Annotated in this window: 15 protein-coding genes; 6 read left to right on the top strand and 9 right to left on the bottom strand. The window is 69.5% G+C overall.

What is annotated here, in order from left to right; genetic code table 11:
* Nucleotides 1-45: 45 nt before the first annotated feature.
* Nucleotides 46-978, bottom strand: a complete 933-nt coding sequence (thiL, locus tag OV427_RS27215; RefSeq protein ID WP_267859096.1) for a thiamine-phosphate kinase — start codon at nt 976-978, stop codon at nt 46-48.
* 271 nt (nt 979-1,249) lie between these two features.
* Here thiL and OV427_RS27210 point away from each other — a divergent pair, with 271 nt between their 5' ends.
* Nucleotides 1,250-2,668, top strand: coding sequence for a hypothetical protein (locus tag OV427_RS27210; protein ID WP_267859095.1), 1,419 nt, complete (start codon nt 1,250-1,252; stop codon nt 2,666-2,668).
* A 15-nt stretch (nt 2,669-2,683) separates the two neighbouring features.
* On the opposite strand, the gene OV427_RS27205 is transcribed toward OV427_RS27210, so the two are convergent.
* Together OV427_RS27205 and OV427_RS27200 are read right to left on the bottom strand one after the other, a co-directional pair.
* Nucleotides 2,684-4,657 (bottom strand): YfbK domain-containing protein, encoded by a 1,974-nt coding sequence (locus tag OV427_RS27205; RefSeq protein WP_267859094.1) that lies wholly within the window; start codon nt 4,655-4,657, stop codon nt 2,684-2,686.
* A gap of 81 nt (nt 4,658-4,738) precedes the next feature.
* Nucleotides 4,739-5,677, bottom strand: a complete 939-nt coding sequence (locus OV427_RS27200; RefSeq protein WP_267859093.1) for a sigma-70 family RNA polymerase sigma factor — start codon at nt 5,675-5,677, stop codon at nt 4,739-4,741.
* An 87-nt stretch (nt 5,678-5,764) separates the two neighbouring features.
* On the opposite strand from OV427_RS27200, the gene OV427_RS27195 reads away from it, so the two are divergent.
* The 4 genes from OV427_RS27195 to OV427_RS27180 all read left to right on the top strand — a co-directional run bounded on the left by OV427_RS27195 (nt 5,765) and on the right by OV427_RS27180 (nt 15,401).
* A complete protein-coding gene (locus OV427_RS27195) occupies nt 5,765-9,811 on the top strand; it encodes a bifunctional serine/threonine-protein kinase/formylglycine-generating enzyme family protein (protein WP_267859092.1) in 4,047 nt (1,348 codons plus the stop codon).
* Nucleotides 9,812-9,913: 102 nt separating this feature from the next.
* Complete coding sequence (locus tag OV427_RS27190; protein WP_267859091.1) at nt 9,914-10,978, top strand: ADYC domain-containing protein; 1,065 nt, start codon at nt 9,914-9,916, stop codon at nt 10,976-10,978.
* Nucleotides 10,979-11,286: 308 nt separating this feature from the next.
* Nucleotides 11,287-12,330, top strand: a complete 1,044-nt coding sequence (locus tag OV427_RS27185) for an ADYC domain-containing protein (RefSeq protein WP_267859090.1) — start codon at nt 11,287-11,289, stop codon at nt 12,328-12,330.
* A gap of 140 nt (nt 12,331-12,470) precedes the next feature.
* Complete coding sequence (locus tag OV427_RS27180) at nt 12,471-15,401, top strand: CHAT domain-containing tetratricopeptide repeat protein (protein WP_267859089.1); 2,931 nt, start codon at nt 12,471-12,473, stop codon at nt 15,399-15,401.
* A gap of 8 nt (nt 15,402-15,409) precedes the next feature.
* Here OV427_RS27180 and OV427_RS27175 read toward each other — a convergent pair whose 3' ends face one another.
* From OV427_RS27175 to OV427_RS27150, 6 genes are all read right to left on the bottom strand, one after another.
* Entirely contained in the window at nt 15,410-16,528 is a 1,119-nt protein-coding gene (locus OV427_RS27175) for a hybrid sensor histidine kinase/response regulator (protein WP_267859088.1), read from the bottom strand.
* 31 nt (nt 16,529-16,559) lie between these two features.
* Nucleotides 16,560-17,180: a chemotaxis protein CheB gene (locus OV427_RS27170; RefSeq protein ID WP_267859087.1), complete on the bottom strand. Its 621-nt coding sequence runs from the start codon at nt 17,178-17,180 to the stop codon at nt 16,560-16,562.
* Between the two features lie 6 nt (nt 17,181-17,186).
* A complete protein-coding gene (locus tag OV427_RS27165) occupies nt 17,187-18,005 on the bottom strand; it encodes a CheR family methyltransferase (RefSeq protein WP_267859086.1) in 819 nt (272 codons plus the stop codon).
* A gap of 15 nt (nt 18,006-18,020) precedes the next feature.
* Nucleotides 18,021-21,506: a response regulator gene (locus OV427_RS27160; protein ID WP_267859085.1), complete on the bottom strand. Its 3,486-nt coding sequence runs from the start codon at nt 21,504-21,506 to the stop codon at nt 18,021-18,023.
* A 238-nt stretch (nt 21,507-21,744) separates the two neighbouring features.
* Nucleotides 21,745-22,332 carry an NYN domain-containing protein gene (locus OV427_RS27155; RefSeq protein ID WP_267859084.1) on the bottom strand — a complete coding sequence of 196 codons (588 nt, stop codon included), beginning with the start codon at nt 22,330-22,332 and terminating at the stop codon, nt 21,745-21,747.
* Nucleotides 22,333-22,487: 155 nt separating this feature from the next.
* Nucleotides 22,488-25,145, bottom strand: a complete 2,658-nt coding sequence (locus OV427_RS27150; RefSeq protein WP_267859083.1) for a zinc-dependent metalloprotease family protein — start codon at nt 25,143-25,145, stop codon at nt 22,488-22,490.
* A gap of 197 nt (nt 25,146-25,342) precedes the next feature.
* On the opposite strand from OV427_RS27150, the gene OV427_RS27145 reads away from it, so the two are divergent.
* Nucleotides 25,343-26,776, top strand: coding sequence for an ankyrin repeat domain-containing protein (locus OV427_RS27145; RefSeq protein WP_267859082.1), 1,434 nt, complete (start codon nt 25,343-25,345; stop codon nt 26,774-26,776).
* Nucleotides 26,777-26,843: the final 67 nt, after the last annotated feature.

Here is a 26,843-nt window from a genome sequence, read left to right as displayed (position 1 = left end):
CACGGGTTTAGCCTTGCTGTACCGCAGGGTCAATCCGGCGAAGGACTACCGGAAGTGGTCGAACCCCCTCGGCGGTGGGAGAACGCGGCCTGTCATGTCCCGGCAAACCCACCCTCTTCCCTCTGAGAGGCCGCCAATTCGCGTGACGGAATGCCCCGCCCTGGCGCACGCGCGCTCGAATGCCCGGCTGCGTGACGAGGGAACGGACATGAGCAGCTCGTAGTCCTCGCCGCCGGCCAGCGCGCCCTCGGCGCCGAGCGCGTCGCGCACCGCGGCCGTCATCGGCAGGCGCTCCAGCTCCAGCGTGGCGTGCACGCGGGACGCGTCGCACAGGTGCCCCAGGTCCTGCGCCAGCCCGTCGGAAACGTCGAGCGCCGCGGAGGCGAAGCGCGCGGCGAGCCGTCCCAGCGCCACGCGGGGCTCGGGACGTCGCTGGCGGCGCACGGCGGCACCGCGCTTCACGCCCGCGAGCAGCCGCTGCAGGCCCAGGCGCGCGTCGCCGAGCGTGCCGGACACGTAGAGGACGTCTCCGGGCCGGGCACCGGCGCGCGTGAGCGGCGGGCGCGACAGCTCTCCCGCGGCGGTGAGGGTGACGGACAGCTCACGGGCGGAGGTGAAGTTGCCGCCGACCAGGGAGATGCGGTGCTCACGCGCCAGCGCCGCCATGCCGCGCGCGAGGCCGTCCAGCTCGCGTGGTGGAAACCCCCTAGGCAACGCGAGCGCGCAGACGAACCAGCGCGGCGTGGCGCCCATGGACGCGAGGTCCGAGAGATTCACCGCCAGTGCCTTGTGGCCGATATCCGCCGGTGAAAACGCGGCGCGGGTGAAGTGCACGTCCTCCACCACGGCATCGGTGGTGACGCACAGGGCGCCGCGCTGCGGCGCGAGCACGGCGCAGTCATCACCGGGCCCCACCGGGACGCGGGCCCGGGGGAAATGACGCAGGAAGCTGCGGATGAAGTCGAACTCACCGGGCATCGCCGTGGAGAAAAGACCACTCGGAGTCCGTGGGCAATGCGATTGCAAATGGCGCAACTTATTTCTCGATTTAATGAGAATCAAAGAGTTGGGGGGTTTCTTGCCCCCGGGGGAAGCAGCCATGTCGAAGGTCGGTAAGGGTCCGTCTGTCAATTCCGCGCCGAAGCCGCAGCCTGCACAGTCCAAGGCAACGACTGGGAAGCAGGTCTCCGCCCAGCAGCTCTCGTCCATGTTTGGCACGTTTGCGTCCGCGGCGGTGCCAACGCCTCCCGTGGCAACCAAGACCACCGCGGTCAGCGCCACCCCGGCGATGACGGCGGCCCTGGCCCAGCCCATGGCGGCCCCGCAGGAGGTGCTGCCCGTCCTGCTGGCCCCGCTGCCCGAGACGAAGATGTACGAGTGCATCAACCAGGCGTTCAACCAAGTCTTCCAGGGGGAGCATGTCCCCAACTGGCAGGAGCGCGACAGCTGGATGACCTTCGCCAAGGACGTGCGCGCCAAGGACCCGACGATTTCCGCCGAGAAGCTCCGGTCCGTCATCGCCAGCGAGCTGCGCAAGCAGCAAGCCGGGCTGGACGCCATCACCCCGGACAGCATCAACAAGTACATCCAGGACGCGGTGAGCTGGACGTCCCAGTGCTACGAAGGCACCCCACGCAACGCGTCCCCCGCGGAAATCGCGGAGTGGTCGGCCTTCGCACAGAAGACGCTGGCCGAGAATCCGGACATCACGCCGGAGAAGCTGAAGTACGCCATCCAGGACGCGGTGCGCGCGAAGATGACCGGCATGACGGCCGGGCCCGGCGGCGCCCCCAACGTCGACAAGTTCATCAACGACGCGGTCAGCTGGGTGGCCCAGTGCTACCAGGGCGGCCCGCGGGACGCGACGCAGGGCGAGCTGGCTCACTGGCGCCAGTTCGCCGCGCAGAAGCAGGCCGAGAAGCCGGACATGACGCCCGAGCAGCTCAAGTACGCCATCCAGGACGCGGTGCGTGCGCGCGCCACCGGCATGGAGGTGGGCGCCAATGGCCGGCCGGACATCGACAAGTTCATCAACGACGCGGTGAGCTGGGTGGCCCAGTGCTACCAGGGCGCCCCGCGGGATGCGACGACGAACGAGCTCAATGACTGGCGCCAGTTCGCCGAGCAGAAGCTGGCCGAGAAGCCGGACATGACGCCCGAGCAGCTCAAGTACGCCATCCAGGATGCGGTGCGCGCGCGCGCCACCGGCATGGAGGTGGGCGCCAACGGCAAGCCGGACATCGACAAGTTCATCAACGACGCGGTGAGCTGGGTGGCCACGTGCTACGGGGGCGGCCCGCGCGAAGCGACGACGGGTGAGCTGTCCCGCTGGCGCGCGTTCGCCGACCAGAAGCTGGCCGAGAAGCCGGACATGACGCCCGCACAGCTCAAGTACGCCATCCAGGACGCGGTGCGGGACGAAGCGCGCGGTGTGGGCGGGCCGGCGGGGTCGGCCGACCTGAAGCGCTTCATCACCGAAGCGTACCAGTGGGTGTTCGAGCTGTACCGCAACCAGCCCGCGAACAACCCCCGGAAGCCGACCGACCGCGAGATTCGCGAGTGGGAGGCGTACGCCAGGACCCAGCTCGCGAACAAGCCCGAGATGACGGCCGAGGACCTCAAGTACCTCATCCAGGACGGCCTGCGTAACGCCCTGGGGAACATGTAGCCCGGGCCCTGCGCGCTACTCGATTCGCGGCACGCGGTCTCCGTCCATGAGCCGCACGGGGGCCACCGCCTCGAAGCGGTCCGTGCGGTGGTCCAGCGAGGCGGCCTTGCGGATGAGGCTGCCCAATTCCACCACCTCGGGCCGCTGGGACAGCGGCGGCCCCACCTGCTCGTGGAGGGAGATGAGCTGCTCCCACGTCAGCGGGCGCATCCAGTAGGACGCCCGCAGCTTCTCCGCGAAGGCGGCGGCCACGTACGACAGGCGCGAGGGTGACGACGCGTCGGCGTACGACGGCCGCAGGATGCGGGCGGGCAGCGACTTCACCACCTCGCGCGAGCTGCCGCCCTCCGGCGCCTTGTAGCGCAGGCGCAGGGTGGCGAAGGCGTCCATGGGCTCGCCGCGCAGCTTCACCTCGTAGAGGGCCGTGACGGTGTGGCCCGAGCCCACCTCGCCCGCGTCCACCCGGTCATCCGCGAACTGCTCCTTCGCGAGGATGCGGTTCTCATAGCCCACCAGCCGGTAGCGGATGACGTCGCGCGGGTCGAACTCGAGCTGCACCTTCGCGTCCTTCGCCACCACCTGGAGCGTGCCGTTGAGGTTCTGCACGAAGATGCGGCGCGCCTCGTCCAGCCGGTCCACGTACGCGTAGTTGCCCTCGCCCACGTGGGACAGCCGCTCCATGAGGACGTCGTTGTAGTGCCCCATGCCGAAGCCCACGGTCGACAGGGTGATGCCACGCTCGGCAAAGCCCTTCACCCGCGCCCAGATGCCGTCCGCGTCGGTGACGCCGTTGTTGGCCACGCCGTCCGAGCAGAGGATGACGCGGTTGACGCCGCCCTCCACCCTGTTCGCCGAGGCGAGCGAGTACGCCAGGTCCAGGCCCGCCTGGGCGTTGGTGGCGCCATCCGTGCGCAGGCCGTCGATGGCGCTCAGCAGCACGTCCCGCTGCAACACGCTGGTGGGCGGCAGCACCAGGCGGGCCGAGCTGCCGTAGACGACGATGGACACCCGGTCCCGCTCGTCGAGCGCGTCCACCAGCAGCCGCAGCGACTGCTTCACCAGGGAGAGCTTGTTGGGCTGGTCCATCGAGCCGGAGGTATCGATGGTGAAGACGAGGTGTGACGGCTTGCGCTGGGCGGCGGGCACCTCGTGCGCCTTCAGTCCCACGTGGAGCACGTGGTAGCCGGGGCGGTGGGGGGACGGAAAGCCCTCCACGTGGATGCTGAAGGGCGCGTCCGTGTCGTTCTCGTAGCCGTAGTCGAAGGTGTTGACGAACTCCTCCACGCGCACCGACTGCGCGTCGGGGAGCAGGCTGCGCTCCAGGTAGCCGCGCGCCAGCGAGTAGGAGGCGGTGTCCACCTCCATGGCGAAGGTGGAGAAGCGCTCTGTCTCCGTGTCCACGGTGGGATTCACGCCGTAGCCCTGGAAGTACATCTCCAGGAAGGCCTTGTCGGTGGAGGACGACGGCGGCGGCGCCACCGTCCTGCCGCTCCCGTACTCGCCATTCATGTGGGAGAGCTGGTACGGACTCGGCGGCGGAGGCGGCGTGTAGCTGGCGGAGGCCCCCTGCGAGCCCGCGCGGTTGCGGGGGCTCGGGCGGGCCCCCCAGGGAACGCTGGAGGAGCCACCGACAATCTCGACACACTCCCCGAGGCTCTCCGGAAGCAGGTCCACGTTCATCCGGTACGTCTGGTTGAGCCGCACCACGATGTGCCGGGCATAGGGCCGGAGTCCCTCGAGCTCGAAGCGGAGGAGGTAGATGCCCGGAGGCAGCTGGGGAAACCAGTAGAAGCCATCCTCTCCGGTGACGGTGGTCCGCTCGCCCATCATCGCCGGTGAGGTGATGGTGACGACGACGTCGGAGAGCGTCCCCCGGTCCTCGGCGCTGAGCACCGTGCCCATGACGGTGCCGAAGCCGTCATCCGCCAGGGCGGGCGGAGCAAGCAGGAAGAGGACGCACAGCAGGGCGCTTCGGGGCGAGGGCATCATCCGGGAAGACCTCCGTCATCGGAATGAGTCCTTGTCCCACCGAAGCCGCCTGCCCCACCGCATGGCAGGCTCAGCGCTCCATCATCGTTTCATCACGGAGTCTCCGGGCGGCCGGTCCTCCTCCCCGAAGAGCTGGCTGAGACTCACGTCGAGCTGGCTGTCGAGCACGGACAGGAAGCTCTGGAAGCCGCCCGCGGAGAGGTTCAGCCGGGCCTGGAGGCGGCGGCGCGTCTCCTCGTAGATGCTCTGCCGCGCGCTCTTCACCCAGCGGGAGATGGTGGACTGGTTGACGCGCATCAGCGCGCCCAGCTCGGTGGTGGACAGCCGGTCGACGAAGTAGAGCCGGAGCAGGTGCCGCTCGTCGGGGGTCAGCGTGGAGAAGGCCTCGCGGAGGGCCTGACGCAGCTCCGACTGGTGGCGATGCTTGATGAGGTCCAGCTCCGCGTCGATGCCCGGCGCGGGGAGCGCGTCGAGCACGTCGGCCACGTCCTCGTCGGGCGCGGGCTTGTCGGCGGCCTGGAGCTTGAGGGCGATGCGCACGGCGGTGACGCGCACCCAGCTCAAGAGCGCGCCCCGGCCCGTATAGTCATTGATTCGCGGCTCGCCCTCCGGCGTGCGGAGCAGCAGCCGCACCCGCGTCAATTGACAGACATCATCGACCAGCGCCGCGGGCTGCTTCAGGTAGGCGAGCAGCGCGGGCAGCTTCGCCAGGTAATGCTGCTCGAAGGCCTCCGCGGCGGAGGGAAGACCCCGTGCGCAGGCGCAGGCGAGGTAGAGCTCGGACAGGGACAGCGGCTCGAGGAGCGCTTCGATGGAAGCCCCCGGAGGCGCCTCGGGCAGACGCTCGGCGAGGTGCCGCACGAAGAGTCCGGCGGGAAGCTCCACGGGATTCCATTGCGAGCGCGCGGCCTCCCACGCGCGGCTGAGCAGACTTTCGAGCGCGGCGGCGTCACGGGGTGGTGTCAAACGCACCCGGGCATGGGTGAGAAGCGTTGCAACCAGTTCCGGCGCGTCTGCCATGTGAGCCCCATCCCCTCGCATTCCAGTCACGGAGGAGGGGTGTTGAAACTCCGTCAGTCTATTTGCGAGACTCTGGCACCAATCACCATGACTTCGTCAAACGCGGCCCGTGAAGCGGGGGAGGCCGTCCTCCCATGTCTGTCCGACGAGCTCCTGGTGGAACTGATGGAGGGCCGGCTGTCCGAGGACATGCTGGCCCGAGTCCATCACCACGCAGCCGGGTGTGACCCTTGCCGGACGCTGATGGCCGCTCTCGCCCGGGGCGGAGTGGCCCCGGCGACAGCGACTCCCGAGGCGTCGCAGGTCCGCCCGGAGGACCATACCCAGACACTGCCCGGCGTCCCGCCGGCGCCGCTGCCCGAGCCCGAAGCCCCGGCAGCCCCTCCGGGCCCCTGGACGCCGCCCGCGGAGTTCGACGAGTTCCAGCTCGGGCCGATGCTGGGGCGCGGCGGCATGGGCGTCGTGTACCTGGCGAAGGACACGTCGCTGGACCGGCGCGTCGCGGTGAAGTTCATCGCCTCTTCGCAGCCCAGGCCCCGGGTCCGCGCGCACTTCGAGACGGAGGCGCGGGCCATTGCGCGCCTGCAGCACCCCAACGTCGTCACGGTGTTCCGCGTCGGCACGGCGGGAGGACATCCGTACATCGTCTCCGAGTACGTCCTCGGGAGGAGCCTCGCGCACCTGCCGCTGCCGCTGCCGTGGCGGCGCGTGCTGACGCTGGGGCTCGGGCTGGCGCGAGGGCTCGCGGCGGCGCACCGCCAGGGCGTGCTGCACCGGGACTTGAAGCCATCCAACGCGCTCGTCACGGATGACGGCGTGGTGAAGCTGCTGGACTTCGGGCTGGCCGAGTACTTCGACCTGAACACCTTCGCGCCGTCCCCGCGCTCGAAGGCGCACGCGGGCACGCCGCGCTACATGGCGCCCGAGCTGTTCCGGGGCGAGCCCGCGTCCCCGCAGAGCGACCTCTATTCGCTGGGCGTCACGCTGTACGAGCTGTGCACGGGCAGCGTGCCGCCGGGAGCCCCGGCCCGGGTGCTGTCCAGCGGCCCCGAGGGCACGGGGGGCTCGGACACGGTGAGCGGGCCGCCGCCGCTGCCGCCGGAGGTGGACGCGGAGCTCGCCACGGTCATCCAGCACTGTCTCGCGGCAGCCCCCGCCGAGCGGCCCGCCTCGGCCGAGCTGGTCCGCGAGGCGCTGGAGCGGCTGGAGCAGCTGCACTCGGCGACGCCGCTCGCGGCCGGCAATCCGTACCGGGGCCTGGCGCCCTTCGAGGCGGAGCACCGGGCGCTGTTCTTCGGCCGTGACGCGGACATCCGCGCCGTCATCGAGCGGCTGCGTCAGCAGCCCATGGTCCTTGTCGCCGGGGACTCGGGGGTGGGCAAGTCCTCGCTGTGCCGGGCGGGCGTGCTGCCCCGGGTGGCGGCCGGGGAGCTGGACGCGGACCGGGACATGGGCACGGTGACGCTATGGCCCGGGGGCCGGCCCATCCAGGCGCTGGCGGTGGCGCTCGCGCCGAGGCTGGAGATGAAGGAAGCGGACGTCGTCCTCGCGCTCACGGGGGTGGACGGCTGGCTGGGGCCCGCTCTGCGCAAGGCGCACCAGGGGCGGCGCGGGCTCCTCATCTTCATCGACCAGTTGGAGGAGCTGCTCACCCAATCCGAGCCCTTGCAGGCGGCGCGCTTCGCGCAGTTGTTGGGAGAGCTGACCCTGCCCTCGCCCGGGTTGCGCGTGCTGCTGTCGGTGCGAGGCGACTTCCTGACGGGCATCTCCTCGCTACCGGGCCTGGGGGAAGAGGCCGAGCGCGCGCTCTACATCCTCCGTCCGATGACACCCGCGGGAGTGCGCGAGGCCATCGTCGGTCCGGCGAGAAGCCGGGGCGTGGCCTTCGAGTCCGAGGAGCTCATCCAGACGCTGGTGAAGTCCATGGAGCACGGCACGGGCAGCCTGCCGCTCCTCCAGTTCGCGCTCGCGGAGCTATGGGAGCGGCGAAACCCCGCGCACAGCCGCATCACCCGCGAGGCCCTGGAAGAGATGGGCGGCGTGGCCGGAGCGCTCTCGCGGCACGCGGACGGGGTGCTGGTGTGGCTGAGTCCCGCGGAGAAGCAGGCGGCGCGGCGGCTGCTGCTGCACCTGGTGACGGAGGAAGGCACGCGCATCGAGCTGGGCGAAGAGGAGCTGCTGACGACCCAGGACGAAGCGCCGCGCACGGCGCTGCGAGCGCTCACGGAAGGGCGGCTGCTGCACGCGCACACCGTGGGCGGTGTCGCGCGGTATGTGATTGCGCACGACTCGCTGATTGGAAGCTGGGGCACGCTGCGCAACTGGAGGGACCGGGACATCGGCCAGCGCGCGGTGCGCGAGCGCGTGGAGGCGGCCAGCACCGAGTGGGCGCGGCTGTCACGTGCCCCGGAGACGTTGTGGGGGCAGCGGCAGCTCGACGAGGCGCGCCCGCTGGACCCGACCACGCTGGGGACTCGCGAGCGGGCGTTCCTCTCCGCGTCGCAGCGGGCGCTGCGGCTCCAGCGATGGTGGCGGTCCTTCGTCGCGCTCGGGGTGCTGCTCGCGCTCGTGGCCGTGTACGGCGGTCTTCGGCTGCACGAAGCGCTGGAGGATGCGCGGTTCGTCGACGGCCAGCTCACGAAGGCCGAGGAGCATCTCACGACGGCTCTAGCATTCACGGAGGATGCGCGGGCAAGCCGCAAGGCAGCGTTCCCGCTGTACGACGGACAGGTCTCTCCATCCCCTGAGAGCGCAGAGGGGCATGACCTCTGGGGTCGTCCCGAGATGCTCTGGAACCAGGCACTCCAGCAGCGCAAGGAGGCCGATGGCGCCTTCGCCCGTGCCACCAACCTGCTGGAGAAGGCGTTCGATCGCCAGCGAGACCACGGAGACACACGCCGGCTCCTGTCGAAGGTTGTCTTCGAACGGATGCGGCTCGCCGAGGACTTCCACCAGCAGGAGCTCGCCGCCGAGCTGCGGGAGCGACTGGAGCGACTGGTAGACGAAACGGATGAGGAAGGCTGGCTGGCTCAACTCAATGCCCAGGCAGAACTCGGGGTGGTGACGGAGCCTCCAGGCGCGCGCGTCGAAGTCAGCGAATATGTGAAGAACGAGCGGGACGTGCTGCACCTCGACTCCTGGACGACGTTGCCCGGCACCACCCCCATCACCGGTGCGCGGCTGCGTGCGGGCTCATATCTCCTCCGCATCACCCTACCGGGCCGCGCTCCCGTGAAGATGCCGGTGCTCCTCGCTCGCGGAGAGCATGAGAAGCTCGAGCTGACGCTCCCCGCCTCCGTGCCTGAAGGCTACGTGTACGTGCCACCGGGGTGCTTTCTGCTGGGCAGCTCCGACCCCGAGCAGATGCGGTCGTTCCTGCGCGCAGCGCCACTCCATCGTCGCTGCCTCGAGAAGGGCTTCCTCATCGGGCGGACGGAGGTGACGTTCGGCGAGTGGTTGGCCTACCTGAAATCCCTTCCTCCAGATGCCTCGGCGAGGCGCATCCTCGAAAAGCCGCGGCCCAACAGCGCCGGCAAGGCCGTCTCGCTGCGATACCATCCGGTCAAGGGCTGGTTGTTCTGCCTGTCTCTGTCGAGCAAGGACACGTTCTGCGCGAAAGAGGGCGAGCTGCTCGACTACCCCCAACGGACGCGGCGTCAAACCGCGGACTGGCGGAAGCTCCCCTTGTCCGGAGTCTCCCCCGAAGATTTCCGGTACTACCTCTACTGGCTCATCCAATCAGGACTCCTTCCCGATGCGCGCCTGTGCACCGAGCATGAGTGGGAATACGCCGCTCGCGGTGCCGACGGCCGCAGCTATCCCCACGGCAACCGCCTGGAGGCCGACGACGCCAACATCGACGTGACCTATGGCCGTTTGCCCCTGGCCTACGGCCCCGACATGGTCGGTGAGCATCCGGCGTCGGAGAGCCCCTTCGGCATCATGGACATGGCGGGCAACATCCTGGAGGTCACGCTGCCAGTGACCATGGACATGGGACGCATCGTCGTGAGGGGTGGGAACTGGTACTTCGATTCCGGCAGCGCGCTCGCGTCCAACCGCAGCACGGGGGACCCCGTCCTTCGCGAGCCGATGACAGGCATGCGCGTCTGCGCCCCGGCTCCCTCCCGGTAGGCCCTGTACGAATCCATGCATAACCCTCTGTTCCGGGGGCTCCTCTCCATTGAAGGCGCCGGCTTCGTGCCGGTCGCCCCACCCAATGGAAGAGGTATGCCGATGAAAGCGCTCAAGAAGTCCCTGCTCACCTCCGTGTGCCTGCTGCTCACGTCGCCGGTGTTCGCAGCCGCCCCGGCGCACATCTCCGCCTCCCAGGCGCGGCCCGACAGCGTCGTCGCCTCGCTGACGGTCGCCGACCGCTACGCCCTCCGCTGCAAGGGCCAGGCTCCCCAGCGGACGGACAAGATCCAGGGCACCGAGCTGTGGGGCACGAAGCGTGCGTGGGACGTCGAGCAGAAGACGGACGAGCGGAACAGCGTGCTCACCTTCATCGACGGCGACGCGGTGCGGAAGGCCCCTGACGACGTGAAGGCGGTGCGGGTGCGGGAAGGGCGCCTGCATGCCTGGCCGGATGCATCCAGCAACGTCGTCGGGATGGTGCTCCAGGGAGCCGACAGTGACGGCAACCCGGTGGAGGTGGCCATCTGCGGCGCGGAGCCCTCGGCGGATGACCCCTCGGTGGAGTGGTACCGCATCGAGGCGTGGAACCCGGTGGCGCAGGAGTGGGAGAACCCGTGTCAGTCCAAAGGCGGGGCGCAGACGCCTCGGGCCATGGCGGTGGGCGGCATCTGGGACACGCGCGGGGCGCACCAGGATGCGCCGGGGAAGGTGACGCTGGCGTGCGAGCTCGGCGCCATCAGCAAGTGCATCAACTGGGGCTACAAGCCGTGGGGCGAACGTGACGGGAAGTCGCTGGCCGGCATGCATCAGGCCTGCACGCGCATGGCTCGTGCGGACTACTGCGGCAATGGCCGGAGCCGCACGTTGAACGGCACCGTCATCGACATGTACGACAGCTTCGGTATGCAGACGCGGATGACGAAGGCCTCGTCGTCCTGGGACCCGGCGCTCGCCTCGTTCGAGGCGGCCTGGGGGCCGGATGGCGCGACGTGCATGGCGCGCACCCGGTATGGCGAGCCGCTGGAGACCATCCTTCAGGAGTGCCCGGGCAGATTCAGCACGGGAGCGGTGGACCTGGGTGGCGAGGACCGCTGCACGGTGCGGCGCGAAGGCATGAGCCCCGAGACGGTGCTGCTGCGTAACCGCTCGTACGACGGCCACTGAACCGACGCTGCTTCAAGTCATCGTGTGGGGACCTGCGAGCGGCTCGCGGGTCCCCATTTTCTTGGTCGACTCATGGGGGTGCACATCCGTACTACTGGGCGCCCTTCATCTCTCTGGGTCGGGACACTCCGCTGCAATCCCTCACTCCCGCCCCGGAGGGTCCGCCGGCCCCGCGATGAGGCACTCCCGAACATTCGGGACGTGTCCCGGGGCCGGTAGGAATTCCTGCATAACTCCCAGTCTCAGCTGCTCTTCACCGCTGATGGCGCCGGCCAGCGCCGGTCTCCCCATCCATTGAGAGGTTCCCCATGAACGCGCCGAGGCTGTCCTTGTTTCCTGTGTTCTGCCTGCTGCTCACCCCGTCCGCCTTCGCCGCCGACTCGGTCGGCTCACTGTCCTGGAACGCGAAACCGGACGCGGACCACTACGCGCGCCGGTGCCAGGCCCGGACATCCGAGCGCGGCCTCGCTCCCGTCGGTACGCTCCTGTGGGGCACGAAGCGTGCGTGGGACGGCGGGCAGAAGACAGACGAGCGGCGCAGCGTGCTCGTTTCCATCGACAGCGAGCACCTCCTCCAGGCAAACGCCCACGTGAAGGCCGTACGACTGCTCGAAGGTCGTCTCGTGACCTCGCCGGATGAAACTCGCGGTCTCGTGGGCACCGTGTTCCAGGGCACCTCCGGAGATGGCAGGCCGGTGGAGGTGGCCATCTGCGGCGCGGAGCCCGCTCCCTCGGACCCCGAGGTGATGTGGTACCGCATCGAAGCGTGGAACCCGGGAGCGCGGGAGTGGGAGAACCCATGCATCTCCAACGGCTACGTGCCAGACCCTCGGGCCATGGTGGTGCAGGGCCTCTGGACTACCCGCGGGGACCACCAGGATGCGCCGGGAAGGCTGACATTGGCGTGCGAGCTCGGCGCCATCAGCAAGTGCATCAACTGGGGCTACAAGCCGTGGGAGGTACGCCAAGGCAGGTCGCTGGCCGACCTCCACCAGGCCTGCACGCGCATGGCCCGCGCGGACTACTGCGGTGACGGGCGCAGCCACACGCCCGAGTACACCACCATCGACATGTACGACGCGCTCGGCGTGCTCTCCCGGACGGCAAAGTCCTCCGCCTCGTGGGACCTTTCGCGCGCCTCGTTCGAAGCGGCCTGGGCACCAGACGGAGCGACCTGCCTCGCCCGCACACGGGATGGGCGCTCGGTGGCGTCCATCCTCGCTGAGTGCCCCGGACGCTTCCACGTCGCCCGCGCGGTGGACCTCGGTGCCGGCGACCATTGCACCGTGCAGCGCGAGGGCTTGAGTGCCGACGCGGTGCTGCTGCGCAACCACTCATACGAGCAACTCTGACCCTCTCTGTCACAGGGGTGTGAACTCCGTAACAGCGCCCCCCTCCGGCGGCGCTTAAGACAGCCCCAAGGCCACCGCCAGCCAGCCCCGCGATGGCCCGCGGCGCATTGCGCCGCCATGGGCTCACGGAGTGGTGACACATGTGGCGAGTGCGCGGAGGGGCGGTGGTCGTCATCCTGTGCTGTCTGGCGGGACTGGCGGCTGTCGTGGCACGGCCGGATGCGAGGTTGCTCGAAGCCCGTGCGGTCTTCGACGAGGCAGCGAGGCTCGAGCAGGACGGCAGGTACATAGAAGCCATTCCAGCCAGTGAGCACGCGCTCGCGCTGCGAGCAGCGGCGCTCGGCGACACGCATCCGGAGGTGGCCGTCAGCCTGGACCAACTGGGCCACCTGCTCATGTTGAGCGGAGACTCCGTGCGCCCCGGTCCCCTCCTCCAGCGCGCACTCGACATCCAGCAAGCGGTGCTGGCGAAGCACCACCCCGAGCTCGCCCAGACGCTCACCCACCTCGCCATCCTCCACGACACCCAGGGACACACGGCCCAAGCGGAGTCACTGTTCGAGCGCGCCCTCGAAGCCACCCAGGGCGCCAGCCCCATCCAGGTCGCCAACGCCCTCGACAACCTCGCGGTCTTCCACGCCAGCCAGCGCCGCTACCCCCAGGCCGAGCGGGAGCATCTGCGCGCACGCGCCATCCTCGAGGCGGAGCTCGGCCCCCACCATCCGGACGTGGCTCGCGCATACAGCAACCTCGCGCGCGTCTACTCCGCCCAGGGACTCCATGCGCGGGCCGAGCCGCTGTATCAGCAGGCCCTCGCCATCCTGGAGACCTCACTCGGCAGGAATCATCCCGAGGTGGCACGGGCGCTCAACAGGCTGGGCCGCCACTACGCAACCCTGGGCCTGGAGACGAAGGCCGAGCCGCTCCATGCGCGCGCACTCGCCATCCAGCAGGCGGCGCTCGGCGCGAATCACCCCGAAGTGGCGGACACGCTCAGCAACCTCGCGCGGCTCTACTCCCGCCAGGGACAGGATGCGCGAGCCGAGCCGCTGCACCGGCGCGCGCTCGATATCCGGCTGAGCACTTTCGGGGAGAACCATCCCGACGTCGCCTGGTCACTCCACAGTCTCGGCAGCCTCTACTCGCGCCAGGGCCGGTACGAGCTCGCCGGTCCGCTGCTCTGGCAGGCGCTCCTCATCGAGGAGGCCGCGCTGGGGCAGGAGCATCCCGACCTCACCTGCACGCTCAACAATCTCGGTCTCTTCCATGCGCAGCAGGGGCATCCCGACCGGGCGGAGCCGTTCCTCAGGCGTGCGCTCGACATCCAGCAGACCGCGCTCGGGCCGAATCATCCCGACGTGGCCCAGGCGCTCGACAACCTCGCCTGGGTCCTCGTCGCCCAGGACCGGCACACCGAGGCCGTGCCGCTGCTCCTGCGTTCGCTGGAAATCTCCGAGGAGTTCTTGCGCCGCGAGGCACCGTACCTCTCCGAGTCACACCTCTCGTCCTTCTTCCAGCGCCTCCGCGAGAACGAGGAGCGCCTCCATGCCCTGCGGCGCGCGCACCCCTCAGACGCCAGCGTGCAGCGTCTGGCCTTCACGTCCGTGCTGCTGAGAAAAGGCCGCTCCGCCGAGGAGCTCGCGGCCCGCTATCGCGCCATCCACGACAGCCTCGACCCCGGGGACCGCGACGCCCTCCAGCGGCTGCGCGAGCTCCGAAGCGAGCTGGCCGAGCTGTCGTTCGGAGGTCCCCGCAAGCTGTCGCCCAACGAGTATCGGCAGCGGATGAAGGACGTCGCGAACCGGGGAGACGCGCTCGAAGCAGCGCTCGCGACGCGCTCCGCGCCCCTGCGTGCACTGACCGCTCGGGTGGCCCCGGCGGACCTCGTCGACCAGGTCGCCGCCGTGCTTCCCCTCGACAGCGCGCTCCTGGAATGGGTGGCGTACAGGGACCTGCCGCGCGTGACGGGCGGCCTTCCGTCCCAGTCTCCCGGACAGCTCCGCTACCTGGCCCTGCTGCTCTTCCCGGACGGGAGCATCCGCGCCGTGGACCTCGGCCCCGGGGACCGCATCGACAGTGCCGTCACGAAGCTGTACGAGGCCCTGGCCTGGCGCGACAGCGAATACCGACTTCCCTCGCGCGCCCTCTATCTGCTGACCGTCCAGCCGCTGCTGCCGCTCCCGGGGCAGGTCCGGCGCCTCGTCCTCGCACCGGACGGCCAGCTGGGCCAGGTGTCCTTCGAGGCGCTTCACGACGGCCAGCACTACCTCCTCGACCGCTTCGAGCTCTCCTACGTCATCTCGGGCAGGGACCTGCTGCCCCGCGCGCGGAGCGTCTCTCCGGCGAGCTCCGTGGCCGTCTTCGCTCCCAGCTTCGCCTCCACGCGGAGCGCTGGCGAGGAGGTCCTGGCCTCCCTGCCCGGCACCCGCGAGGAGGCCCTGTCCATCCAGCGCCAGTTCCCCGGGACCCGGCTCTACCTGGGACCTGAAGCCACGAAGCAGAACCTCTTCCAGCTCCTCACGCCCGGCATCCTCCATATCGCCGCCCATGGCTCCTTCAATCAGAACGAAGGCGCGGCGGAAGGCACGCGGGCCCTGGGCCACTTCGGTGGCCTCCATGGCGGCGCTCCCCGCCTGCTCCCCGACGACCCGCTGCTCCGCTCCAGCCTCATCCTCTCGGATGTGCGTGGCGGCAGGGGCGACAGCTCACGCGCCACGGCCCTCGAGGTGGCGGGGCTCGACTTGTGGGGCACCCAGCTCGTCGTCATGTCCGCGTGTGAAAGCGGCCGCGGCGACGTGACGCTCGGTGAAGGCATCCTGGGCCTGCGCCGCGCCTTCCTCATCGCCGGCGCGGAGACCGTCGTGATGAGCCTCTGGAAGGTGAACGACGACAGCACCCGCCTGCTCATGGGGGCCTACTACCGCCACCTGCGCGCCGGAAGGGGCCGCACGGAAGCACTGCACCTCGCCATGCGCGAGGTGCGCGAGACGCACCCCCACCCCTATTACTGGGCGCCGTTCATCTCGGTGGGCCGCGACACACCGTTGCAGCTCACCCCCTCCATCCGCTGAACCACCGCTCAGAGCCTGACGACCTCGTTGCCCCGGCGGGGCAGCACCACCCGGAACACCGTGTGCGGCCCCGCCCCCGACTCCACGTCCACGCTGCCGTGGTGGGCCTGGATGATTTGCTGAACGATGTAGAGGCCCAGCCCCAGGCCTCCCGTGCGCCCGCGCTGCTGCGCTCCGCCCCGGAACGGGTCGAAGAGGAAGGGCTGCAGCTCCCGGGGGATGACGCCCTTGTTGGCGACGGTGAACGTCACCGACTCCGCATCCATCCCGTCGAGCCGCAACTGGACGGGCGCGCTGGCGTCCCCGTGCTGGAGCGCATTGCCGATGAGGTTCGACGCCACCTGCGCCAGCCGGTCCGCGTCCCAGTCGCCCACCAGGTTGCCCTCCTGCCGCACGTCGATGCGGTGCTGGGGGAAGGAGGTCTGGTGCTCCTGCACCATGCGCAGGACGAGCTGCCCGAAGTCCGTCTCCGCGCGCCGCAGGGGGATGCCGCCCGCCAGCCGTGCCCGCGCCAGGTCGAGCACGTCCTCAATCATCCGCCCCATCCGCTTGCCGCTGGCCAGCATCCGCCCCGCGCTCCGGCGGACGGCCTCGTCCTCGGAGCGGCGCTGGAGCAGGTCCGCCGCGGTGAGGATGGCGCTCAGCGGGTTGCGCAAGTCGTGCCCGAGCACCGCGGTGAACATCTCGTTGAGCCGCAGCGTCTCGGTCAGCTCCCGGAGCTGGTGCGCCAGTTGCTGCTTCTGCCGGTGGAGCTGGAAGAAGACCTCCGCCTTGTTGCGCAGGACGTGCGGCTCCAGCGGCTTGTAGAGGAAGTCCACCGCGCCGGCGTCGTACCCCTTGAAGAGCCGCCGCTGGTCGCTGGCCCCGGCGGTGACGAAGATGATGGGGATGTGCCGGGTGCGCTCCATGCCCCGCATCAGCTCCGCCAGCTCGAAGCCATCCATCTCCGGCATCTGCACGTCCAGGAACGCCAGCGCGATGTCGTCGTGCCCGAGCAGCAGCTCGAGCGCGGCGGCGCCCGAGCGCGCCTGGAGCACCTCCACGTCGTCCCGGCGCAGCAGCGCCCCGAGCGCGATGAGGTTTTCGTCGAGGTCATCGACGAGGAGGCACTTCACCCGTGGAGTCATGGACACGGATTCCTTCCCGAGAGCCGTCGCTTCAGCCTTCACGCGCGCCCCCCATGGCCGCGAGCACGCGCGCCAGCTGTTCCAGAGAGAGAACGAAATCAGCCGGGCCGCGCGCCAGCGCCGCCAGCGGCATGGTGGAGACCTGGGCGGTGGCGGGCGCCTGCACCAGCGTGACGCCGCCCGCCTCGCGCACGGCGACCAGCCCCTGCGCCCCGTCCGCATTGGCGCCCGTGAGCACGACGCCCGCCAGGCGCTCGCCGTAGACGTCCGCGGCCGACTCGAAGAGCACGTCGATGGAGGGCCGGGAGAAGTGCACCGGCTCATCCGCCGACAGCGCGAGGCTCGGCCCCTTGTCCACCAGCAGGTGGTAGTCCGGCGGCGCGAAGCAGATGGTGCCGGGCCGCACCGGCTCCTTGTCCTGCGCCTCGGACACCGGCAGCGCGCACCGGGGCGCGAAGATGTCGGCCAGCAGGCTGCGCCGCTCTCGCGGCTGGTGGACGACGACGAGGACGGCGGGCCGGAAGCCCGGGGGCAGCGCGGGCAGCAGGACGCCCAGCGCCTCCACGCCTCCCGCGGACGTCCCCACCACCACGGCGTCGATGCGGCCGCGGAGCGACTCGGGGCGGAGGCCGGTGGGGTTGTCGGAGTCCACGACGGCCTACCCCTTCTGGAAGATGCGGTCCTCGCGGGAAACCGCCGAGAAGGACGAGGCATGTTGGGAGAAGCGCAGGGACTCGCGAGCCCCCAGGCCCAGGAACCCCTTGCGGCAGAGCGACTCGGTGAACAACCCCAGCGCGCGCTCCTGCAGCTCGCTGTTGAAGTAGATGAGCACGTTGCGGCAGGAGAGCAGCTGCACCTCCGCGAACACGCTGTCGGTGGCGAGGCTGTGGTCCGAGAAGACGACGTGCTTCTTCAGGGACCTGTCGAAGACGGCGTTGCCATAGGCGGCCGTGTAGTAGTCGGACAGCGACGTGCTCGCGCCGGACGCGGCGTGGTTCTGCGTGAAGGTGGCGATGCGGTCCACGGAGTAGACGCCGGCCTCCGCCTTCTGCAGCGCGTTGGTGTTGATGTCCGTCGCGTAGATGAGCGTGCGCTCCAAGAGCCCCTCCTCCCGCAGGAGGATGGCCAGCGAGTACACCTCCTCGCCGGTGCTGCACCCCGCAACCCAGACCTTCAGGGACGGGTACGTCCTCAGGAACGGGACGACGCTGGTGCGCAGCGCGCGGAAGTACGACGGGTCCCTGAACATCTCGCTCACCTGCACGGTGAGGTAGTCCAGCAGCGCCGGGAAGAGCGGGGGCTCGTGCAGCAGCCGGTCCTGGAGCTGAGACAGGGTGCGGCAGCCGAAGTGGCTCGCGGCCAGTGTCATGCGCCGCTTGAGCGACGCCATGGCATAGCCGCGGAAGTCGTAGTGGTACTTCAGATAGATGGCATCGAGCAGGAGCCGCAGCTCGATGTCCGCTTCCTTGATGGACATGCCGGAAACCCGTCCCTAGGCCTTCGGCATCCAGACGCGGATGAGCGACAGGAGCTTCTCCACGTCCAGCGGCTTCGCGATGTAGTCGTTGGCCCCCGCCGCCAGGCACTTCTCCTGGTCATCGCGCATGGCCTTCGCCGTCAGGGCGATGATGGGCAGCCGCTTCCACTCGGAGCGCTTGCGGATTTCGCGCATGGCCGTCAGCCCGTCCATCTCCGGCATCATGATGTCCATCAGGACCAGGTCCACCCCCTGCGCGGACTGGGCGAGGCTGCTCGCCAGGCGCTCCAGGGCCTCGCGGCCGTTGCGGGCGATTTCCACCTTCGCGCCCCGGGGCTCCAGCACGCTGGAGAGCGCGAAGATGTTCCGCACGTCGTCCTCCACGACGAGGATGCGCCGGCCGTCCAGGGCAGCCTCCCTGTCGCGCGCCACCCGCAGCATCCGCTGTCGCTCCGGCGGGAGCTTGGACTCCACCTGGTGCAGGAAGAGGGTGACTTCGTCCACCAGGCGCTCCGGCGAGCGGGCGCCCTTGATGATGATGGACTTGGAGAAACGCCGCAGCCGCTGCTCCTCGTCGCGCGTCAGCGAGCGGCCCGTGTAGACGATGACGGGCGGGAAGGAGACGTTCTCCAGCTCCGCCATCTGCTCCAGCAGCTCGTAGCCGCTGAGGTCCGGCAGGCTCAGGTCCATCACCATGCAGTCGAAGGTCCGCTCCCGCAGCCGCTCGAGCGCCTCGCCCGCCGTGGCCACGCCGAGGATGTGCACGTCCTCGCTCTCCAGCAGTCGCTGGATGCTGTCGCGCTGCCGGGCGTCGTCCTCGACGACCAGCACGTGCTGCTCGCCCGGGGAGAACTTCACCTCCAGCTTCCGCACGGCCTCCACGAGCTGCTCGCGCTTCACCGGCTTGAGCGCGTAGCCCACCGCGCCCAACTCCAGCGCCTCGCGCGAGTAGTCCGCCACGGAGATGACGTGGACGGGGATGTGCCGCGTCTTCGCGTTGCGCTTGAGCTGGTCCAGCACCGCCAGGCCCGAGTGGTCCGGCAGGTTCATGTCCAGGAGGATGGCGCTCGGCCGGTAGATGTCCGCGGCCTGGTAGGCGTCCGAGCCGGTGTCGGTGACGATGCACAAGAAGCCCAGCTCGCGCGCCAGGTCCCGGAGGATTTCCGCGAAGCGGGGGTCGTCCTCGACGACGAGGATGACCCGCGCTCCAGCAGTGAGCCGCTCCCGGTCGTCCTCCACGGAAGCGCGCATCGGCGGCCGGGGCGCCTCGGCCTGGGGGGCGGAGGCTGCCACGGACGGAGGCGGTGCCACGGAGCTCGGGGCGGACCGGGAGGCATGGGGCGCCTCGCCGGGCAGGGGGCCGGACGCGGATGCCGCCAGGGCCACGGGCAGCGTGAGGGTGAAGGTGCTGCCCTGGCCCGGAGTGCTGTCCACGGACACATCGCCGCCCAGGAGCCGCGCCAGGTCGCGAGAAATCGACAGCCCCAGGCCCGAGCCTCCGTACTTGCGGTGGGTGCTGCCGTCGGCCTGGCGGAACGCCTCGAAGATGACGCCATGGAGCTGGGCGGGAATGCCGATGCCGGTGTCCCGCACGGCGAACGCCACCCGTCCCGGGGACGGGGTGAAGACGCGCAAATCGACCTCGCCCTTCTCGGTGAACTTGAAGGCGTTGGCGAGCAGGTTCCTCAGCACCTGGCCCAGCCGCTGGGGGTCGGTCTCCAGCGACTCCGCGGCGCCCGGCTCCAGCCGTGCGGAGAAGCCGATGCGCTTCTCCTGGGCCTGCGCCTGGAACGTCCGGGAGAGGTTCTCCACGAAGCGGGGGAGGCTGACGACCTCGGGCTGGATTTCCACCTTCCCCGCCTCGATGCGCGACAGGTCCAGGATGTCGTTGATGAGCGCGAGCAAGTCGTTGCCCGCGGAGGAGATGGTCTGCGCGAACTTCACCTGCTCCCCGGTGAGGTTGCCGTCCTTGTTGTCGGCCAGCAGCTTCGCGAGGATGAGCGAGCTGTTGAGCGGCGTGCGCAGCTCGTGGCTCATGTTGGCCAGGAACTCGGACTTGTAGCGGCTGGTGCGCTCCAGCTCGGTGGCCTTCTCCGTCAGGGACACCTGCGCCTGGGTGAGCACGTCCTTCTGCTTCTCCAGGAGCTGGGTCTGCTCCTCCAGCTGGGAGTTGCTCTGCTCCAGCTCCGCCTGCTGTTGCTCCAGGCGGCGCTGGGACTCCTTCAGGATGCGGCTCTGCTCCTCCATCTCCTCGTTGGAGACGCGCAGCTCCTCCTGCTGGGTCTGCAGCTCCTCGGCCTGCCGCTGCGTTTCTTCCAGCAGCACCTCCAGGCGCGTGCGGTCATTGGCCGAGCGCACGGCGATGCCGACGGACTCCGACACCCGCTGGAGCAGCTCCAGGTCCGACGGGTGGACGGGATGGAGGAAGCCCAGCTCCACCACGGCGTTCACCTTCCCGTCCGCCTGGGACGGGACGACGAGCAGGTGCCTCGGAGTGCCCTGCCCCAGGCCGGAGCTGATGGGCAGGTAGCCTTCCGGGACGTCGCGGAGGTGGAAGACCCGGTTCTGCTGGAGCGCCTGGCCGACGAGCCCCTCCCCCGGGCGCGGGGCGACGTGCTGCTGGAGGGAGGTGGGAGGCAGCGCGTAGCCGGCGAAGCGGTGGAACTGCTGCGCGCCGTCCGCCAGGTAGATGGCGCCCACCTGTGCATCCAGGTACTCCGCGAGGAAGCGCAGCACGTTGTCGCCGAGCTGCTCCAGGCGCTGGTCGCCCTGCATCCGCGTGGACAGCAGCGTCTGTCCCTGCTGGAGCCAGGCCTGGATGGAGCGCGCCCGGAAGTCGCGCGAGGTCATGACCCCGGAGATGGTGATGAGCACGAGCAGCAGCGCGGAGCCCAGCCAGGTGACGGCCAGGGACGTGGTGGCCGAGCGCTGGAAGTCTCCGCTGCGACTCTCGAGCAGCTGCCGCTCCTCTCCCTGCATCTGCTCGACGAGGGCCCGGATGCGGTCCATCAGCACGATGCCCTGGTCGGTGCGGACCACGGCGAGCGCGGCCTCGGCCTGCCCGCGCTGCCGCAGGTCGATGGTCCGCTGCAACTCCGCCAGCTTGTCGGTGACGAGCGCCTTCAGCGCGCCCAGCCGCTGAAGCTGACTCGGGTTGTCGTCCAGCAGCTCCCGGAGCCGGGTGAAGTGCGACTCGAGCCCGCGGCTGGCATCGGAGTAGGGCCCGAGGTACGAGTCCTCGCCCGTCAGCAGGTAGCCGCGCTGGCCGGTCTCCGCGTCCTTCAACGTGGAGAGCAACGCCTCCAGCTGCTCGGCCACCTCCAGGGTGTGGCGGACCAGCGCGCCCGTCTCGGCGTTCGTCTTGAGCGAGTTGTAGGACAGGACGGCGATGAGCAGCACCGCCAGCGCCGCCACCACGAAGCCCGCGAAGGTCGCCGGAGGCAGCGGCGGCCCGAAGCGCGAGGCGCGCGAAGTCGCTGCCTCCTTGGTGGCCGGACTCATGGCCTCCTCCACTCACTGCGGGAGGTGGGGCCTCGGACTGCGCGCACTGTGCGGACGTGCCATCCGCACCCGGGATACTGGAGTACACCTGTCATGAAGAGCGCGTCCTTGCGGGGGGAGACGCAGGAGGTCTCCCCTACCAGGAACACACCCGTCCCGCCGGGCACCGGGCGCGAGTGTGTTCCCTCGCGCACAGTTCATGGAATGGCTGGCCGGTGGGCGGCCTGACGGCCGGGGCCTACAGGAACATCGTCGGGTCGAACTCGTCCACGTTGACGGGGAGCATGCGCGGCAGGGGCCGCTGGAACACGCGGGCGTTCAGCTCCAGGTCCAGAATCTTCAGCCCGGAGGGGACGAGCTCCCGGAACTTCTGGCTCACGTACTCGCGCAGGCCCAGCACCGCCACCTGTCGCTTCTCCGCCAGCATCGGCTTGAGGGCATCCGCGAAGTCCGCCCCATCATGGCTGGCGAGCACCACCGCCGCGCCCGGACGCTGCGTGCGGATGTTCTCCAGCAGCTTGAGGATGCCCAGGTCCACCACCTTCTGGTCCGGCCGCCCGTACAGCAGCGCCACCTCGCACCCGGCGGACTTCAGCGCCCGCACGAAGCCAATCATCACATCCGGCAGTTGCTCGCCGCGCGCGTTGAGCACCACCACGCAGCGCACCGGCGCCGGGAAGTTGGTTTCACAGAAGGCCACCAACCGGTCGAACTGCACCCGGTCCTGGGACTCGGGCTTGCGTCCCACCACGTTGGACACGGCCCAGTCGATGTTCTCGGCGTCGATGAGTACGTAGGAGGCGGCGGGAGGGCGTCCGGTCAGCATGGCCGGCAGGATATGCGGCACTTCGGTGTCCGGGGAGACTCAGTGAAGCCCCGGGTCCGAAAGCCGGCCCGGGCCTCCACGGCGCCACCGCTCCCCCCGAAATGATGCATCAGGAATGCTCCAATCCGGATGACGCGGGCGTGCCTCGATGCCCGTCATGCGGAGCGCTCCCGCCCCCACCGTCGCCCTCTCCGGCCGCGCCTCGCCGCGAGCATCAATATGAGCCCCAGCAGGCCGTTCATGGGCAGGCCGCCCGACGAACACCCACAAGACGACCCGGGCTCCGGGTCCCCGGGGCCCGCGTCGGGTGACTGCGTGCCCGCATCAGGCGCCTCCGTGCCCGCGTCGGGTGACTGCGTGCCCGCATCAGGCGCCTCCGTGCCCGCGTCGGGTGACTGCGTGCCCGCATCAGGCGCCTCCGTGCCCGCGTCCGGGCCTTCGGTACCCGCATCCGGAACTTCCGTGCCCGAGTCGGGGGCTTCCGTGCCCGAGTCGCTCGCCGTACCGCCATCCTGCGTGGTGGGGACACACGCCTCGACTTCCTCCTGCGACGCGTTGAACACGGTCGGGCAGTTGTCGCACGCATCGCCCACGCCATCTTCGTCCCCATCCGCCTGCGCCGCATTGGCGACGAGCATGCAGTTGTCCTGCACGTTGGAGCTGCCGTCGCCGTCCGCGTCCGGGCTCAGCTCCAGCGCCTTCTCGAGGGTGAGTTCCTCCAGTTCCTCCGGAAGCCGGTGCACGCCATCGGCGAAGTCCGGGCTCTTGCGGAAGTTGTATTGAAGGTTGGACCAGTCCTCGTACCCCACCAGCATCGTCAGGCCCGGCGAGCACGGGCCGGTGATGTCCACCGCCACGCCCGTGTCGACAGCACCCCCATCCAGGTTCCAGTCGATGGCCCCCTGAGTGGGGACCACGACCTGTCTCGGCGGAACCGGCGGCGGGACATAGGAGGTCTTCTCCCCCGCCGGGCCCATGATGCCCGCGAGCTCGTTCAGGTTGGACTCGTCGAGCGTGGGTAGCGCCTGCCCCGAGAAGTCCAGCTTGCGTCCGACGACAGGCGCTCCGTTGAACTGGCGGCTCCAGCTCATGATGCTCAGGTAGTTGGGCTTGCAGTTGAGGTCGTCGCCGCCGCCGTGACGCAGACCCAGCGAGTGCCCCAGTTCGTGCATGAACGTGGCGGCCTGCTGGTCGGCGTTGCCCTGTCCGTGTCCACGGACGACGGCGAAGCTGCCCAGCGAGACGACGATGTCGTTGCCCGGCAGTTCGGCCTGTCCGCTCGCGCCCGAGCCGAACAGGTCGTGGACGTAGAGGGTGTAGCGGAACACCAGCCTCTTGGCGGCGAGGAGCATGAGGTTGTTGGCATCGGCCCGCTCGCTGGCGGTCCCGAACTTCGTGGCCTTGACGTCGTCGAAGCTCTGCCCCGTGGGCGAGCTGCCCTGGAAGGCGAGCGTCTGCTGGTGCGCCACCGCCTCCTCGTCCACCAGGAGGTGCAGGCGGACTCCGGTCGTACCATCCGGATTCGTGACGGGGGCGTTGGCGAAGGTCGCGACGACCTGATTCAGCGGCCCAGCCAGCGGCCTGTGCTGTGCCATCCAGTCGATTTCGACGTAGAGGTCCTTGTGGTTGGGGTCGGCCCGCTCACCGTCGTCGATGACGCCGTCATTGTTCACATCGGCCAGCCGCAGGTCGATGACCCCGTCCTTGTCGAAGTCGATGCCGTCGGTCTCCCAGTCGTCGCACAGGCCATCACCGTCATTGTCGGGGTTGCCGTTCCCGTCGGTGTCGGTACAGGCGTTGAGGTCGAGCAGGAAGGCTTGCTGGCGACTACTGAGCGAGCCGTAGCCGACGATCTGCCCGGCATTGTTGATGGAGGCCGCCTCCATCAGGAACCACCCGGTACCGGGGGCAAGCAGGGATTGAAGCTCCGTCATCTTCCCGTTGCTCCAGACAAAGGGCACGTTTCTGTTCTGGCCGTTGAGGGAGGTGCCAACCACCTGACCGAAGTCATTGATGGCCCGGGCGCGGCTGGTGCCGCCGCCGAGGTCGCCAAGGTCGATCATCCTTCCCTTCCTCCACAGGAACGCGCGGTACTTCGAACCGACGTACGTCTCTCCCACCACTTCGCCCCGGTTGTTGATGTCAAAGCCCAGCGTGTTGACGCCGCCGTCAAGCGAGCCGAGGCTGGTCACGCCGCCATCCTCCCAGATGGCGGCTTCGGGTACGTTGAGCGCGATCTGGCTCGAGTCGTTGAGACCCACGACATGGCCACCGATGATGCCGAGGTCCATCAGCGTCCCGTTCTTCCACAGCACAAGGTGGGAGTCGCCGCTGGCAGTAGCGGCGCCGCCGACAATCTCACCGAGGTTGTTGATGTCCTTCGCGTGGCTGCCGCGGCCGAGCGAGCCCAGGTCGGTCATCACGCCGTTGCGCCAGAGGAACGCGCCGCCCTGGCCGGTATCACTGATGTATTGGCCCGCCACCTCCCCCAGGGCGTTGATTCCATAGGCACCGGAGTTCTCGTTGTTGGTGCCGAGCGAGCCCAGGTCGGTCATCGAGCCCTCCGTCCACAGATAGGGGTGGAGCCAGCCGGAGGGAATCCGTGAGCTGCCAACCACCTGACCCAACTCGTTGATGGCAACGGGCGTGTTGCTGCCACCACCGTCGAAGGGATTGATGACGATGGGCACCTTCCCGCCAGGTGCGGCAAGGACGGTGACGGAGGAGATGGATAGGACCGCCAGCAGGAACAGCGTCGCGCGCCCCAGCGTTGACGGTGTGCGGGTTCCGGTGTCCTGCGTGTCTTGCTTCAATGCCTGCCCCTCTGTGAACTGGCAATACGGTATCACCGGAGAGAGCCCGGGCCGACAGTCAAGGTGCGTGGCACGGGCCTGGACCTCTTGGCTGTTTTGAGACTCTGTATCACGCGGCCTGGGGTGGCCCTCGTGCCGGGGCCGCTCCAGAGATGGGAGTTGCCTCCCCCTGATGCCGGACGCTCAGATGCCCGGCCATGTCCACGAATGCGCAAGCGACCCAGGCCCTGCTCTCCCTCTGCGAGGACCAGGGGCGCCGGAAGGCGGAGCTGAGCACCGCCGTGCGCGACCTGCTGTCCCAGGGCGCCGACGTGAACGCACGAGGCAACTACGGCTCCACTCCGCTGCACTTCGCCGTGCTCGCGCCCTACCAGAAGGACCGCCCGCTCCCCGACATCGACGGGGTGAAGGCCCTGCTCGACGCGGGGGCCGACCCGAACGCGCGCGACGACCACGCCCAGACGCCCCTGCTGCGAGCCCTGCCCGACGCCCGCGACGACGCCGCGCAGGAGCAGCGCGCGCTCGAACTCATCCACCTGCTGCGCGCGGCGGGAGCGAAGGTGCCACCCGACGTGAAGGACTCCCGCGCCGCCGCGTTCCGCATGGGCAGCCAGCGCCTCTACCAGCAGCTGCTCGACGCGGGCGCCCCCATCGACGTGCGCGACAACAGTGACTCCACCCCGCTCCACCGGGCGGCCGCCAACGGGTTCGCGCCCATCGCCGAGCTGCTGCTCGCGCGGGGCGCCGAGGTGAATGCGCTCGACGGGCTCGGCCGCACCCCGCTCGGCGCCGCGCTGCGCAAGTGCGTGGGCCACTCGGGAAAGCCCCACGGCCGCACCCCGGAATACGCCGCCCTCATCGCCCTGCTGGAGCGCGCGGGAGGCCAGCCCCGCGTCGACTTCGCCCGGAGCGAGGACCCCTTCGCCCCCTTCCCCATCGACACCGCCGCGCTGAAAGCCGCGGCCCCCAACGGCCAGCTCTCGTTCGAGCACGAAATCGCCTCCGCCCAGGAGTTCGCCACCGGGCTCCACAGCTCCGGAGAGCCCGAGGAGTCGCTGGCCCACCTGGAGGCACTGAGGAGCGTGCTCGACGCTCCGCCCCGGCACGTGCGCCTCCAGGGCCCGCTCATCCTGAAGCGCCCGTTCTTCCACCACGGGGACCTGGAGGTGGACGGCCACCTCGACATCGACCGCCCCTTCGCGGTGACGGGCAACCTCATCGTGCACGGCGTGCTCAGGGACAACGGCAACGACTCGCTCGTCAACGTGCTGGGAGACGTGCGCTGCCATGCGCTGCACACGGACGGGGAGTTCAGCGTCCGAGGCGCCATCCACGCGAGAGACGTCGTCCTCGGCTACTACAACGACCATCTGCTGTGGGCCGCCTCCATCCACGCGCGCGTGGTCATCGAGGACGAGCACGCCATCAGCGCCGAGGTCCACGCCGAGCACCACTTCGACATCAGCACGTACCAGCAGGGCTACGGAAAGGGTGTCAACGAGCGCCTGCGCTCGGTGTTCGTCGATGACGTCTTCGAGCAGGGCGACGAGGAAGAACCAGGCCAGCTCGACAACAGCGAGGTCTTCGACCGGATCCGCAAGGGCCTGCCCGTCTTCCGCGAGCGCCCCTGACGCGAACCACGACCCAACCCACGTCCTGACCGGTAGAACCCCCGGCACGGAAATCCCTCGAAATTCA

The sequence above is a fragment of the Pyxidicoccus sp. MSG2 genome (assembly GCF_026626705.1).
In the GTDB taxonomy this organism is placed as follows: Bacteria; Myxococcota; Myxococcia; order Myxococcales; family Myxococcaceae; genus Myxococcus.
Note: the sequence above shows the minus strand (reverse complement) of the source record. Positions and strands in the feature narration are given on the sequence as shown.

Coding starts and splice junctions, on each gene's coding strand:
- OV427_RS27195 (WP_267859092.1), top strand. CDS start 5,765: ATGACTTCGTCAAACGCGGCCCGTGAAGCGGGGGAGGCCGTCCTCCCA.
- OV427_RS27205 (WP_267859094.1), bottom strand. CDS start 4,657: ATGATGCCCTCGCCCCGAAGCGCCCTGCTGTGCGTCCTCTTCCTGCTT.
- OV427_RS27175 (WP_267859088.1), bottom strand. CDS start 16,528: ATGACTCCACGGGTGAAGTGCCTCCTCGTCGATGACCTCGACGAAAAC.
- OV427_RS27155 (WP_267859084.1), bottom strand. CDS start 22,332: ATGCTGACCGGACGCCCTCCCGCCGCCTCCTACGTACTCATCGACGCC.
- OV427_RS27145 (WP_267859082.1), top strand. CDS start 25,343: ATGTCCACGAATGCGCAAGCGACCCAGGCCCTGCTCTCCCTCTGCGAG.
- OV427_RS27200 (WP_267859093.1), bottom strand. CDS start 5,677: ATGGCAGACGCGCCGGAACTGGTTGCAACGCTTCTCACCCATGCCCGG.
- OV427_RS27190 (WP_267859091.1), top strand. CDS start 9,914: ATGAAAGCGCTCAAGAAGTCCCTGCTCACCTCCGTGTGCCTGCTGCTC.
- OV427_RS27160 (WP_267859085.1), bottom strand. CDS start 21,506: ATGAGTCCGGCCACCAAGGAGGCAGCGACTTCGCGCGCCTCGCGCTTC.
- thiL (WP_267859096.1), bottom strand. CDS start 978: ATGCCCGGTGAGTTCGACTTCATCCGCAGCTTCCTGCGTCATTTCCCC.
- OV427_RS27185 (WP_267859090.1), top strand. CDS start 11,287: ATGAACGCGCCGAGGCTGTCCTTGTTTCCTGTGTTCTGCCTGCTGCTC.
- OV427_RS27180 (WP_267859089.1), top strand. CDS start 12,471: ATGTGGCGAGTGCGCGGAGGGGCGGTGGTCGTCATCCTGTGCTGTCTG.
- OV427_RS27165 (WP_267859086.1), bottom strand. CDS start 18,005: ATGTCCATCAAGGAAGCGGACATCGAGCTGCGGCTCCTGCTCGATGCC.